Origin of the sequence: Mesorhizobium sp. CA8, from assembly GCF_020164955.1 — a bacterium.
Classification (GTDB): domain Bacteria; phylum Pseudomonadota; class Alphaproteobacteria; order Rhizobiales; family Rhizobiaceae; genus Mesorhizobium.
On record NZ_JAIUHG010000041.1, the window covers coordinates 23,011 to 35,135 of the forward strand.

At 66.6% G+C, this 12,125-nt stretch carries 15 protein-coding genes; 7 read left to right on the top strand and 8 right to left on the bottom strand.

All coding sequences use genetic code 11. The features are described from left to right. Positions 1-21: 21 nt before the first annotated feature. The 7 genes from LB553_RS29225 to hemC all read right to left on the bottom strand — a co-directional run bounded on the left by LB553_RS29225 (position 22) and on the right by hemC (position 6,441). Positions 22-252 carry a hypothetical protein gene (locus tag LB553_RS29225; RefSeq protein WP_217574228.1) on the bottom strand — a complete coding sequence of 77 codons (231 nt, stop codon included), beginning with the start codon at positions 250-252 and terminating at the stop codon, positions 22-24. Between the two features lie 139 nt (positions 253-391). Then, positions 392-1,108 carry a glutamine amidotransferase gene (locus LB553_RS29230; RefSeq protein WP_224518428.1) on the bottom strand — a complete coding sequence of 239 codons (717 nt, stop codon included), beginning with the start codon at positions 1,106-1,108 and terminating at the stop codon, positions 392-394. A gap of 18 nt (positions 1,109-1,126) precedes the next feature. Then, complete coding sequence (locus LB553_RS29235) at positions 1,127-1,606, bottom strand: TerB family tellurite resistance protein (RefSeq protein WP_224518429.1); 480 nt, start codon at positions 1,604-1,606, stop codon at positions 1,127-1,129. A 45-nt stretch (positions 1,607-1,651) separates the two neighbouring features. Then, positions 1,652-3,229, bottom strand: coding sequence for a heme biosynthesis protein HemY (locus LB553_RS29240; RefSeq protein WP_224518430.1), 1,578 nt, complete (start codon positions 3,227-3,229; stop codon positions 1,652-1,654). A gap of 9 nt (positions 3,230-3,238) precedes the next feature. Then, on the bottom strand, positions 3,239-4,696 hold the full coding sequence (locus tag LB553_RS29245; protein WP_224518431.1) for a COG4223 family protein: 1,458 nt from the start codon (positions 4,694-4,696) through the stop codon (positions 3,239-3,241). Between the two features lie 106 nt (positions 4,697-4,802). Next, the gene (locus LB553_RS29250) at positions 4,803-5,516 is read right to left on the bottom strand and encodes a uroporphyrinogen-III synthase (protein ID WP_224518432.1); all 714 of its coding nucleotides are present in this window, start codon (positions 5,514-5,516) and stop codon (positions 4,803-4,805) included. Position 5,517: 1 nt separating this feature from the next. After that, positions 5,518-6,441, bottom strand: a complete 924-nt coding sequence (gene hemC / locus LB553_RS29255; RefSeq protein WP_224518433.1) for a hydroxymethylbilane synthase — start codon at positions 6,439-6,441, stop codon at positions 5,518-5,520. 227 nt (positions 6,442-6,668) lie between these two features. On the opposite strand from hemC, the gene tsaD reads away from it, so the two are divergent. The 6 genes from tsaD (at position 6,669) to LB553_RS29285 (ending at position 10,708) form a co-directional block, all read left to right on the top strand. Next, positions 6,669-7,754 carry a tRNA (adenosine(37)-N6)-threonylcarbamoyltransferase complex transferase subunit TsaD gene (gene tsaD / locus LB553_RS29260; RefSeq protein WP_224518442.1) on the top strand — a complete coding sequence of 362 codons (1,086 nt, stop codon included), beginning with the start codon at positions 6,669-6,671 and terminating at the stop codon, positions 7,752-7,754. Then, positions 7,751-8,752: an NAD(P)H-dependent glycerol-3-phosphate dehydrogenase gene (locus LB553_RS29265; RefSeq protein ID WP_224518434.1), complete on the top strand. Its 1,002-nt coding sequence runs from the start codon at positions 7,751-7,753 to the stop codon at positions 8,750-8,752. Before tsaD ends, LB553_RS29265 begins: the two co-directional genes overlap by 4 nt. 16 nt (positions 8,753-8,768) lie before the next feature. Beyond that, on the top strand, positions 8,769-9,065 hold the full coding sequence (locus tag LB553_RS29270; protein WP_040996441.1) for a YciI-like protein: 297 nt from the start codon (positions 8,769-8,771) through the stop codon (positions 9,063-9,065). Between the two features lie 89 nt (positions 9,066-9,154). Continuing rightward, complete coding sequence (locus LB553_RS29275) at positions 9,155-9,580, top strand: EVE domain-containing protein (protein ID WP_224518435.1); 426 nt, start codon at positions 9,155-9,157, stop codon at positions 9,578-9,580. After that, positions 9,535-10,233 (top strand): class I SAM-dependent methyltransferase, encoded by a 699-nt coding sequence (locus tag LB553_RS29280; protein WP_224518436.1) that lies wholly within the window; start codon positions 9,535-9,537, stop codon positions 10,231-10,233. Before LB553_RS29275 ends, LB553_RS29280 begins: the two co-directional genes overlap by 46 nt. A gap of 49 nt (positions 10,234-10,282) precedes the next feature. Continuing rightward, on the top strand, positions 10,283-10,708 hold the full coding sequence (locus LB553_RS29285; RefSeq protein ID WP_224518437.1) for a DUF1761 domain-containing protein: 426 nt from the start codon (positions 10,283-10,285) through the stop codon (positions 10,706-10,708). 6 nt (positions 10,709-10,714) lie between these two features. Here LB553_RS29285 and gcvA read toward each other — a convergent pair whose 3' ends face one another. Beyond that, on the bottom strand, positions 10,715-11,635 hold the full coding sequence (gcvA, locus tag LB553_RS29290) for a transcriptional regulator GcvA (RefSeq protein WP_224518438.1): 921 nt from the start codon (positions 11,633-11,635) through the stop codon (positions 10,715-10,717). A gap of 130 nt (positions 11,636-11,765) precedes the next feature. Here gcvA and LB553_RS29295 point away from each other — a divergent pair, with 130 nt between their 5' ends. Beyond that, entirely contained in the window at positions 11,766-12,026 is a 261-nt protein-coding gene (locus tag LB553_RS29295; RefSeq protein ID WP_224518439.1) for a hypothetical protein, read from the top strand. Positions 12,027-12,125 lie beyond the last annotated feature (99 nt).

Genomic DNA, 12,125 nt, shown 5'->3' on the forward strand with positions numbered 1-12,125 from the left:
GAGACAGGATCGCGAGCAGATTTACTCCGAAAAGCTCACGCTCACGCCGCGCTGCCGAAAATAGGCCTGCATCAACTTGCGGCCCGCGCGGTTGTTCTGCACCAGCTTGGCCGGATCGAACACCGCCTGTTTCTTTCCCTCCCGCGCCAGCGCTGCCTTGAGTGCCGCGATATGCGCATCGAGGTCGGCATTGTCGGCTCGGAGTGAGGCATAGATATTTTCGGTCGCCTCGGCCAAGGTCAGTTCGCTCACGGTGTCTTCCTTTGATTGATCGGGCGGCGCCTTAGCACAGATTCGCCGCTCGTCTATACCGGCGAGACTGCCAGTGCACAGCGCCGACTGCGAAGTCGTCTTTGGCTTAAGCTCCGTCTCGGGCTATTCGCCTTTGACCCTACCCCACAGCCGGCCGCCCAAAAATCAGCCCCAAAAACTCGCCCAGCCAGCGCTTGAGGTGCATGTCCCAGATCAGCCGGCCGCCGAGATGGTCGCGGCCGGGCTGCGCGCCGGGCAGCTCGAAGCGATGCGCGCCGCGTACCACCCAGCGCTGCATCATCATCCTTGTCAGCTCGCCATGGAACTGGATGCCCCAGGCATTGTCGCCATAGCGGAACGCCTGGTTGGGATAGGTTTCCGCCGTCGCCAGCAGTGTCGCTTCCTTCGGCAGCGAAAAGCCTTCGCGGTGGAACTGATAGACCATCTCCGGCCAGTGCAGCAGCTTTTTGCCGGCATCGGTCGCCTTCAGCGGATACCAGCCGATCTCGACCAGGCCCTCGCCATGGCCCTCGACCTTGCCGCCGAGATGGTTGGCGAGCATCTGCGCCCCGAGGCAGATGCCGAGGAAGGGCCGGTTCTCCTTGAGCGGGATTTGCAGCCAGTCCGTCTCGCGGCGGACGAACTCGTCCTCGTCATTGGCGCTCATCGGGCCGCCGAAGATAACCGCGCCGGCATGATCGTCCAGCGTGCACGGCAATTCGTCACCCAATGGCGGCCGGCGGATATCGAGGTCGAAACCTTCTTCCAGGAGCATATGGCCGACGCGGCCGGGACTCGAAGTCTCCTGATGCAGCACGATCAGGATTTTTGGTCTCGGCCTCGGTCTGGGTGGCATGGAAGGCGAAGGATCCTGCTATTCGTCGCTCGATTCGCCCCGCGCGCCGGGCACCTCGGCCGCCGCCTTGCGGCGCGCCTCGATGCGATCACGACGCTCGACGCCGATCAGCTCGGCGACCCGCCAGACGGTGTTGTCCTCGAGCTCGTCAAGCTCGCCATCGGCATAGACGATTTCCCACATCAGGCCGATGAAGGCCTTGCGCGCCTCGGGGTCGAGGTGGCGCTTGAGCACGCTGGTAAAGGCGTAGAGATCGATCGCCTCGTTGTCGGCGCGCTCGCCGGCCGCCGCCAGCGCATCGAGCTCCTCGCCGTGCACCGAATAGGTCTCGGCCAGGATCTGCTTGAACCGTTCCCATTCGACGTCCTGGCGCACGCCGTCGGCGTTCATCACATGATAGAGCAGCGCGGAAGCCGCGACGCGCGGATCGTCGGCGCTCGGCTTGGCCTCGCGCCCAGCCGGCAGATCCCTCAGGAAGGACAATACGCGCTCGAACATCGATGTTTTTTCCCTGCCCACCAGACTCGGTCCCAGAACACAGCCTCAGAACAAACGAAAGCGGCGCTGCGATTTTTCCGCTTCTTCTTCCGGCGTGACGCCAGGGTCATCCGGCAGAGGCGGCAGCTCCGAACCGGGCTCGCCGATTTCAGCCTCACTGTCGGCTTCCGCAACGGCCGCGTCCTTCTCGCCGCCGTTTGACGGCACCGGCGCCGGCTTCTCGGCCGGAGCATCGGCGACGACGTCGATTGCCTTCTCGGCGACAGGCTGGACAGGAGGCGCAGCGGTGATCGCCGGTACGCCGACATCCGCGTCGCTGTCGATCAGCTGGCCGAGCCGCTCCATCGGCGCACGCCATGTGAAGGCGTCGAGCTTGCCGGTGACCGGCGACACCGGCGCCCAGCGCTCGGAGATGACACCGTCCGCCACCCAGGCCGGATCGCGCGGCGCGCGCACCGCCTTGGACAGCAGCTGCCGCACCTTGCCCTGGTCGCCGGTCTCGGCCTCCTCGATATCGGCGAGCAGAAGATAGGCGCCCTCGCGGCGATCCATGCGGATCGCGGCCTCCGCCTCGCGCCGCGCGGTGGCGAAATCCTGCGCGTCGAGAGCCGCGCGCGCCACAGCCATCGCCGACTCGGCATGGTTCTTCTTCAATTCCTGCAGCTTCTTCGCCCGGTTGAGGCGGTCGAGCACGGCGTCTCCCGGCCTGGCATGGGTATAGAGCTCGGCGATGTCGGGATGCGGCTCGGCCTTCCAGGCGGTCTCCAATATCTTGGAGCCCTTGCGCACGTCGTTTTGCCGGATAACCAGATCGGCGGCGATCACCGCGGCCGGCGCGAAATCCGGCGCCAGCTTGTTGGCTTCGAGCGCCGCGGTACGGGCCGCGTTCGGGTCGCTGTCGACCAGCGCCTGCGCCTTGGCGGTGAGCAGCACGGCACGGCGGCGATTGGCGACGTCGCGTTCGATCTGCCTGGTCGATTTCTGCGCCTCGACCAGCTTCAGCGCGCCCTCCCAGTCACCGCGTTCGGTGAGTTCCTCCAGCGTCGATTCCGCCGCCCAGGCAAGCTGCGGCGCCACCGCTGCGGCGCGGCCGGCATAGTGGCGCGCGGCATTGCGGTCGCCGAGGCGCTCGGCCTCCAGATAAAGCCCGCGCAGGCCAAGCAGCCGCATCTCGGGATCGTCGAGCATGCGCTCGAATTTCTCGCGCGCGCCTTCATGGTCGCCTTCGAGCAGCGAGGCCTGCGCGTCGAGCAGGTTGATCAGCGGCTCCCGGTCGGAGCTGATCAGCTTGGCGGCCTCTTTGGTCTTCTTGCGCGCCAGCGCGCCGTCGCCGGCGCCGGCCGCGATCATGCCGGTCGACAGCGCCTGATAGCCGCGGTCGCGGCGGCGCACACGGAAATAGCGCGAGATCGTGTAGGGGCTGTTCCACAGCGACTTGATCAGCCACCAGCCGATCATCACCGCGGCAACCACGGCGACGATCGCCACCGCCGCCACCATCAGCGTGACTTGGTACTGGTAGCCGTTGAAGGTGACGATCATCTCGCCCGGACGGTCGGCCAGCCATGCAAAGCCAAGCCCGAGCGCGAAGACGACGGCGAGGAAGACGAGGAGGCGGATCATCTTGTCTCCTTAAGCCTTCGTCGCGCCGGCAATCAGCGCTTCGAGCTGCTTTTCGACCTCGAGCCGCGCCTTCAGTTTGCCGGCAAAGTCGGCGCCGGCTGCCTTTGCCGCGTCCGGCAGCGTGTCATATTCGCTGAGCGCCTTGGCGTAGTCGCCCTGGTTGACCGCCACTTCCATGCGAGCCACGGTTTCCGGCACCCCCTTGCCTTCGACGGCGCCGACCGGCCGCACCTTGACCAGCGATTCAGCGCTCGACACCAGGCTCTGGAAGAAGCCGGCATTCTGGTCGACCGGCTTTGCCGCCTCGATCATGGCGTTGGCGGCGGCATCGGCCTCCGCAGCGATGGTGGCGCGGGTCGGCACGCCCTTTTCGGCATAGGAGCGCAGCGCCGCAAGCTCGGGCGCATTAGGCGCGATCGCCGCGAACGTGTCGAGTTCGGTCGCGAAGGGCGCGCCGCGATCGAGCGCCGACTTCAGCGCCGAGGCGGCGATCGCCAGCGCGATCTTGGGTTGCGAGGCCTGCGCCTCGACCTTGCCGGAAAGCTGCGACACCGATTGCTCCAGCGCAGCGACCCGACCCTCCTCGGCCTTGGCCGCCTCGTCGGTCGATTTCACCAGCGCATCGAGCCCGGCGATCTTCTCGTTGAGCGGGCCGAGATCGACGGGCGCCGCATTGCCCTTCTTCTGCAGTTCGGCGACGGTTGTCTCGATCTGGCCGACCTTGTCGCCGAGCGCCTTGAGCGCGGCGCCGTCGCCGCCCTGGCCGGCCGAGGATTTCAGCGCCGCCACATCGGCCTTGATCTGGTCGAGCGCCGAGGACAGGCCATCGACCTTGGCCGACGCCCCGGTGCCGCCGCTTGCCTTCAACGCCGCGATTTCGCTTTTCAGCGAAGCGATCTCGCCGTTGACGCTATCGAGCGACCCGCCGCCCGATCCCGACGAGCCGACCAAGCCGACCGCTTGCAGTAGGCCGGCGCCGGCAAGCGCGATCACGCCGCCGACGACGCCCGCAGCGATGGCGTTGACGCCGGTTCTGCGTGGGGGCTGCTGCACGCGATCCTCGTCCCGTGTCTCGCTTGGCTTCGATGCCGAGGCGCCGGCGCCCGGCGCGGATGCGTCCTCGAAATTATAATCGAAGCCCTTGGGCTGGCTCGCGTCGGAACCGCCGGGATATGGCGCCTCCGGCTCGTCCTTGCCGGCATCGGGCTTATCGGCCGCTGCCTGGGCGATGTCGCTGTGCTCCCAAGGCTCGATATCGGCCTGCTCGGCATGGATCGGCTCTTCCGGCGCCTCCGGCTGTGAAGCGGCGGACGCCTCTTCCGCCTTCGCCTCGTCGGTTTGCGCTGTCTTGGCTTCGGCCTTGGCGGCATCCTCGTCGGTGATTCGCGAGACGGCGCCGGGCTCGAGTTCGATGGTCACCGGCTCGCGCCGGGTCTTCGAATGTCGCATCTTCGGCGTCTTGACCATGCTTGGGCTCCGCAAAATGGCTTGAGGATGGATCAAAGGGGTCCAGAGCGTCAGGATGCTCTAGCACATCACCAAGCGGTGAAAAGGGGCGGTGTGATGACGCGGCTCAGGCAGGCAGCGACAAAAGCGCCAGCAGCGCCTCTTCCTCGGGTTTGGATGCAGTGCGGACCCTGATACCGGCAACCCCGTCCAGCGGCTCGGCCACACGCGCCGAAAGCGCCAGGAATTCCGTTTTCTCAAAGAGATGGCGCAAGGCCGGCCGCGCAATCAGGCTGGCCAGCGCCAGGCTGGCCTTGGCCGAATAGAGCAGCGCGGCGTCGATCGGCCGGCCCGACAGGCGGGCGGCTATATCGTCATCGCCATAGTCGATGCTTGTCGTGTCGTAGGTTTCGATCGCCTGGGCATGCACGCCCGCCGCCAATAGCCGCTGCTCGAACAGCGGGAAGCGGACGCGGCCGCACAGGTAGACGAGTGTCTTGCCGGCAAGGCCACCGGCGATGGCGTCGGCCAGCGCCTCGGCATCGCCCGGACCCTCGGTGACGGCAAAAAATCCCGCCGCGCGGCAGGCTTCGGCTGTCCTTTTCCCTACCGTGTGGCAAGGCAGCCGCGCAAGCGTCGCGACCAGAGCTTTCGGCGCATGCCGCACCGCATTGGCGCTGGTAACAGTGACAGCGACGGCATCGCCATCGATGCTCGCCTCGACAGGCAATGCGCTGGTCTCGGTCAGCGGCAGCAGGACAGGCTGAAATCCCAGGGCTTCGAGGCGTCGTGCCGTGCGCGACGCGCCCGGCTCCGGCCTCGTCACCAGGACGCGGACCATGTCAGGCCCAGCCTTCGAAGAATGTCGCACCGGCCCTGGCGCGAACTGTCCGCGCCGCGTCCAGGCCGATCTCCGCCGCGTCCGCGGCCTCACCTTCCAGCCGGACCTCATGCGATTCCGTGCCGTCGGGCGAGATGATCAGCCCCTCAAAGGACAGTTTCTCGCCCGACACCGTCGCATGGCCGGCGATCGGCGTGCGGCAGGAGCCGTCGAGCGCGGCGAGGAAGGCGCGCTCGCAGGTGAGCGCCTGGCCGGTCGGCACATCATGGATGGCCGCCAGCATTCTCTCGACGTCGCTATCGTCGATGCGCGTTTCGATGCCGATCGCGCCTTGTCCCGGCGCCGGCGGAAAAACTTCCAGCGGCATCAGGTCGGTGACGACATGTTCGAGCCCGAGCCTCTTCAGCCCGGCATAAGCGAGGATGGTGCCTTCGGCGACGCCTTCCTCCAGCTTGCGCAGCCTGGTCTGCACATTGCCGCGGAACATCACCACGTCGAGGTCCGGCCGCATGCGGCGGATCAGCGCCTGGCGCCGCAGCGACGACGACCCGACTGTGGCGCCAAGCGGCAGGTCGGCGATCCGCTTCACCTTCCTGCCGATGAAGGCGTCGCGCGCATCCTCGCGCGGCAGGAAAGTGACAAGCTCCAAACCATTGGGCAGTACCGTCGGCATGTCCTTCGACGAATGCACGGCGATGTCGATGCGGCCGTCGAGCAGCGCCTCCTCGATCTCCTTGGTGAACAGGCCCTTGCCGCCGGCTTCCGACAGCGGCCGGTCCTGGATGCGGTCGCCGCTGGTCGAGATCGGCACCACCTCGAACGCCTGCTCGGGCAGGCCATGCGCCTGCATCAGCCGCGCCCGCGTCTCATGCGCCTGGGCCAATGCTAGCGGGCTGCCGCGTGTTCCGATTTTCAAAGTTTGCATGGCGCGCGGTCCGTGATAACCCCCGTCCTTGGCCGAGGTCTGTCGAGATTCAGGTCAGGCCGAGCCGAAAATGGTGGCTTGCGAGAACCGGAGCGGAGCGTACTTAAAGCACGTGAGCACCGGAAGCGCAGAAAGCCGCCACTTGCAGGCCGGCATCACCTGAATAGCGGCAGACCTCCTATCGGGGAAAGGCCGGTTATACAATCTTCGAGGACAGCGACGAATTGATCCGCGTTCTGGGCATTGAGACGAGCTGCGACGAGACGGCGGCCAGCGTGGTGGCGCTGGACGGCGGCGCCGCGCCCGAAATCCTGTCCAACGTGGTGCTCAGCCAGATCGAGGAGCACGCAGCCTTCGGCGGCGTCGTGCCCGAGATTGCCGCGCGCACCCATGTCGAGGCGCTGGACGGCATCGTCGAGGCGGCGCTCGCCGATTCGGCGGTATCGCTCGACGAGGTCGACGCCATCGCCGCCACCGCCGGTCCCGGCCTGGTCGGCGGATTGATCGTCGGCCTGATGACGGCCAAGGCAATCGCGGCTGCCGCCAACAAGCCGTTGATCGCCATCAACCACCTCGAAGGCCACGCGCTGACCGCGCGGCTGACCGACGGTCTCGATTTTCCTTATCTGCTTCTGCTCGTCTCCGGCGGCCACACCCAGATCGTCGCGGTGCGCGGCGTCGGCGACTACCAGCGTTGGGCGACCACCATCGACGATGCGCTGGGCGAAGCCTTCGACAAGACCGCCAAGATGCTTGGCCTGCCCTATCCCGGCGGCCCGAATGTCGAGAAGGCGGCCGCCAGCGGCGATGCAGACCGCTTTGCCTTCCCACGCCCGATGAAGGGCTCGGCGCAACCCGACTTCTCCTTCTCCGGCCTGAAGACGGCGGTGCGCCAGGCGGCGACGGCGATCGCGCCGCTGAGCGACCAGGACGTCGCCGACATCTGCGCCTCTTTCCAGGCGGCGGTGGCGGACGCGCTGGGCGATCGCGTCGGCCGCGCCCTAGCGCGCTTCCGCCAGGAATTTCCGGACCAGTCCAAGCCGGCGCTGGTCGTTGCTGGCGGCGTCGCCGCCAACCGCACGATCAAGGCGACACTCGAAGCGCTGTGTTCCGAGGCCGGCTTCGCATTTGTCGCGCCGCCGCAGAAACTCTGCACCGACAATGCGGCGATGATCGCCTGGGCCGGCATCGAGCGGCTGCGCGCCGGCATTGCCGACGAAAACACCGCCGATTTCGTGCCGCGCTCGCGCTGGCCGCTCGACAGTGTATCCGCACCCCTGGTCGGCTCGGGCCGGCGCGGTGCCAAGGCATGACCAAGAAAAGCACCAGCGGCTGGCGCGTTGCGGTGCTGGGCGGTGGCGCCTGGGGTACGGCGCTGGCGCTGGCCATGTTGCGCGCCGGCCATGATGCCCGTCTCTATGCGCGCGACACTGAGACCGTCGCCGCCATCGGCCGCGGCGAGAATCCGCGCTACCTGCCCGGCATCACAATCGCGCCCGGCATCGCGGCCACCAGCGATATTGCCGCGGCGCTCGACGGCGCCGACTGCGTGCTTGCCGTGACGCCGGCGCAGTCGCTGCGCGCCGTTCTGGCCGCTGCCCGCAACCACGTTCCTGCAGGCATGCCGCTGGTGCTCTGCGCCAAGGGCATCGAGCGCGACACCGGCGCGCTTCTCTCGGCGATCGTCGAGGAAAGCCTGCCGGGCAATCCGGTCGCGGCACTTTCCGGCCCAAGCTTCGCCAGCGATGTCGCGCGCGGCTTGCCGACCGCCGTGGTGGTTGCCGCCCGCGATGCGGAATTGGCGGCCGAGCTTGCCGCGCGCTTCTCGGCGGAGAACCTGCGCTGCTATTCGAGCGACGACCTGATCGGCGTCGAGATCGGCGGCGCGCTGAAGAACGTCTTTGCCATCGCCGCCGGCGCCGTCACCGGCGCCGGGTTGGGGGCCAGCGCCCAGGCCGCCATGGTGACACGCGGCTTTGTCGAATTGCGCCGCATCGGTGCCGCCTTCGGTGCGAAGCCAGAGACGCTGATGGGGCTTTCGGGCCTCGGCGACCTGCTGCTCACCTGCTCTTCCGCCCAATCGCGCAACTTCGCGTACGGCCTAGCGCTCGGCCAGGGCAAGCCCCTTGCCGGCCTGCCGCTGGCCGAAGGCGTGCCGACGGCTGGCATCGCCGCCCGTATCGCCGCCGAGCGCGGCATCGAGGCGCCGATCATCTCGGCCGTCGCCGCCATTCTAGACGGCAAGGTGACCATCGGCCAGGCCGTGACCGCGCTGATGACACGCCCGCTTAAGACCGAAACCGACATCTGAACCATCGGAGCTGAAAATGCTGTTTGCGTTGATTTGCAAGGACAAGCCCGGCAGCCTACAGCTGCGCGTCGATACGCGGCCGGCGCATGCGGCATTCCTGGAAGGCCTGATCGCCGAAGGCAAGCTTGCCTTTGCGGGTCCCTTCCTTGACGCCGACGGCAAGCCCGACGGCAGCCTGGTGATGATCGAGGCGCCGGACATGGCTGCTGCCCAAGCCCTGGCCGCCGCCGATCCCTACGCCAAGGCCGGCCTGTTCGAAAGCGTCCAGATCCGTCCGTGGAACTGGGTCTTCCAGAAGCCCGCCGGCGCATGATTGGCTGCTCTCGCCGCAGCGACGGCGAGAGAGTAAGCATAGACGGAACGCCGTGCGTGGCGGCGCGACAAAGCGATAGGACAAACGATATGAACTACTGGCTGTTCAAGTCCGAACCCTCGGTCTTTTCCTTCGAGGCGCTGAAGGCCAAAGGCCAGGCCGGCACGCAATGGGACGGCGTGCGCAACTACGCCGCCCGCAACAATATGAAGGCGATGCAGATCGGCGATCTCGGCTTCTTCTACCATTCCAATGAGGGCCTCGACATCGTCGGCATCGCCGAGGTCTGCGCGCTGGCGCATCCCGACACCACGACCGACGATCCGCGCTGGGAATGCGTCGACATCCGCGCCTATAGGGACGTGCCGAAGCCGGTGACGCTGGAACAGGTCAAGGCCAACCCCAAGCTCGCCGATATGGCGCTGGTCCGGCTTGGCCGGCTTTCCGTGCAGCCGGTGACGCCGGCCGAATGGAAAGAGGTCTGCCGCATGGCCGAGCTCAATCCGGCGCCGTGACGAAGCTCACGCCGAAAAGCGCGAAAAAGTTCATCCTGGACAATACGGCGCTGATGGCGCCGCCGCATGTGCCGGAAGTGCTTCTGCACCTCGCCGACGAGGCGCATGACCTGTGGCTGCGCACCGAGGAGGAATTGGCCGAGATCGGCCTGCCGCCGCCTTTCTGGGCCTTTGCCTGGGCCGGCGGCCAGGGCCTCGCCCGCTATCTGCTCGACCACCCGGAGACGATACGCGGCAGGCGCGTGCTGGATTTCGCCTCCGGATCCGGCCTTGTCGCAATCGCAGCGATGAAAGCCGGCGCGAAGCAGGTGATCGCCGCCGACGTCGACCCGTTCTGCGAAACGGCAATCGCCATCAACCTCGAAGCCAACGGCGTTGAAGCGCAATTCCGCGGCACGGATTGCGTCGGCACCGACGACGGCTGGGACGTCGTGCTCGCCGGTGACGTCTTCTACGACAAGGCTTTCGCCGACCGGCTGCTGCCCTGGTTCGCCTCTCTGAAGGCGCGCGGCGCCGAGATCCTCGTCGGCGATCCCGGCCGCGCCTACCTCCCAAGGACCGGGCTCGAATCGCTTGCCGTCTACCAGGTTCCGGTGACGCGCGTGCTGGAGGATGCCGAGGTCAAGCGCACGACGGTCTGGCGCTTTGCTTGACGCGACGGGCGAACAAGCGTTCCATCGCATTTCGATCTGGAGGGGAAACATGGATTTTTCGGTCGTGAACTGGCTGGCGGTGATTGTCGCCGCTGTCGTCGCATGGTTGTTCGGCGCCGCCTGGTACATGAGCCTGAGCAAGCCCTGGCTGAAGGCGGCCAAGCTCGACCCGGCAACCATGAAGCGCTCGGCCGTTCCGTTCATCGTCAGCTTCATCGCCGAGCTGATCATGGCGCTCGTGCTGACGCTGGTGGTGGGCGCCATAACCGGCGGCGAGCCGAACCCGACCGCGGGATTGCTGTTCGGCTTCGTGCTCTGGCTGGGCTTCATCGCCACCACGCTCACCGTCAACCACCGCTATGAAGGCTTCGGCTGGGCCCTCACCCTGATCGATGCCGGCCACTGGCTGGGGGTGATGCTGATCATCGGCGCCATCGTCGGCTGGTTCGGCGCGCCCGCGGCGCCAGCGGGCTAGACTGATTCAGGTCGGCGTTTTCGCCACCTCGTCCAGCAGCCATTCGCGAAAGGCGACGACGCGCGCGTCGTCCTTCGCCGCCTCGGGATAGACCAGGAAATAGGCGAATTCCGGCGCAACCTTGATGCCGAGCTCGAAGGGCCGCACCAGGCGCCCTTGCGAGAGATCGTTGGCCACCATGGCAAAGTCGGCGAGCGCCACCGCGTTGCCGTCGAGCGCCGCCTGGGTGGCATCGGTCGAGGACCCGAAGACAAGCGTGCGGCTGTCGTCGAAGTCGTCGACGCCGGCCGCGTGCATCCACATGCTCCAATTCGGCCAGGTCACGCCTTGCCGCGACCATTCGATATGCGCGAGCGTGTGGTTGAAAAGGTCGCGCGGCTCCTTCAGCGGCGGACCTGACGCCAGCAGCGCCGGGCTGCACACCGGGATGATGATGTTCTCGAACAGCCGATGCGCGCAGAGCCCCGGATATTTGCCGGCGCCGAAGCGGATGCCGACATCGACGTCGTCGAGGTCGAAATCCCGGACATCGTAGGTAATGTCGAAGCGCAGCTCGATGCCCGGCTTTTGCTTGCGGAAGTCGTCGACGCGGCGCATCAGCCATTTCGTCGCGAACTGCGCGTCGAGCGTCACCTTCAGCAGCGCCGTGCCGCGGGTCATCTTGCGGGCGCGGCTGACGGCGCGGTTCAGCAGGTCGAGCGCGTCGACCGAGGCCTCCAGCAGCACATTGCCAGCCTCCGTCAGCCGGATGGTGCGGCTGGTGCGCGTGAACAGCACCAGCTCGAGCTGATCCTCTATTTCCTTGATTTGGTGGCTGACCGCCGCCGGCGTCAGACCGAGCTCGTCCGCGGCGCGGGTGAAGTTGAGATGCCTGGCAGCCGCCTCGAACGTCCTCAGCGCCCGCGTTCCCGGCAGCAGCTTGGACATGCGATCTCCAAATAAAACTTGATGATCAGAAAAGAACTACTCGTTTCCCGTTTGTTTTTCAATCCGGCATCATTGCTTCATCGAAACACTGTAAAACCGGATTTGATATCCGGAGAACACGGATAGAGCCATGTCTGAGATCGCCCTGAAGCCTTGCACCACCCTGGAATCCCGTTCCGGCGTCACGCTTTGGCTGCGTTCAGCACGCGATTGGCTGCGCCAGGCCCGCGTCGCCGTCTGGCTGCCGCACGAGTCGGTCGAAGACCTCTCCGACAGCCAGCTGCGCGACATCGGCGCCGGGCGCCGGGACGTCGCGAAGACGATGGACAGGGAGCTCCGCGAGATCGGGCTGCTCGGCACGGGTTGGCAGAAACCGGGAAAGAGGCAGTAGGGATTAGGCAATAGGGAAGGAGACACCTACTGCCCTACTGCCCTACTGCCCTACTGCCCTACTGCCCTACTGCCCTACTGCCCTACTGCCCTACTGCCC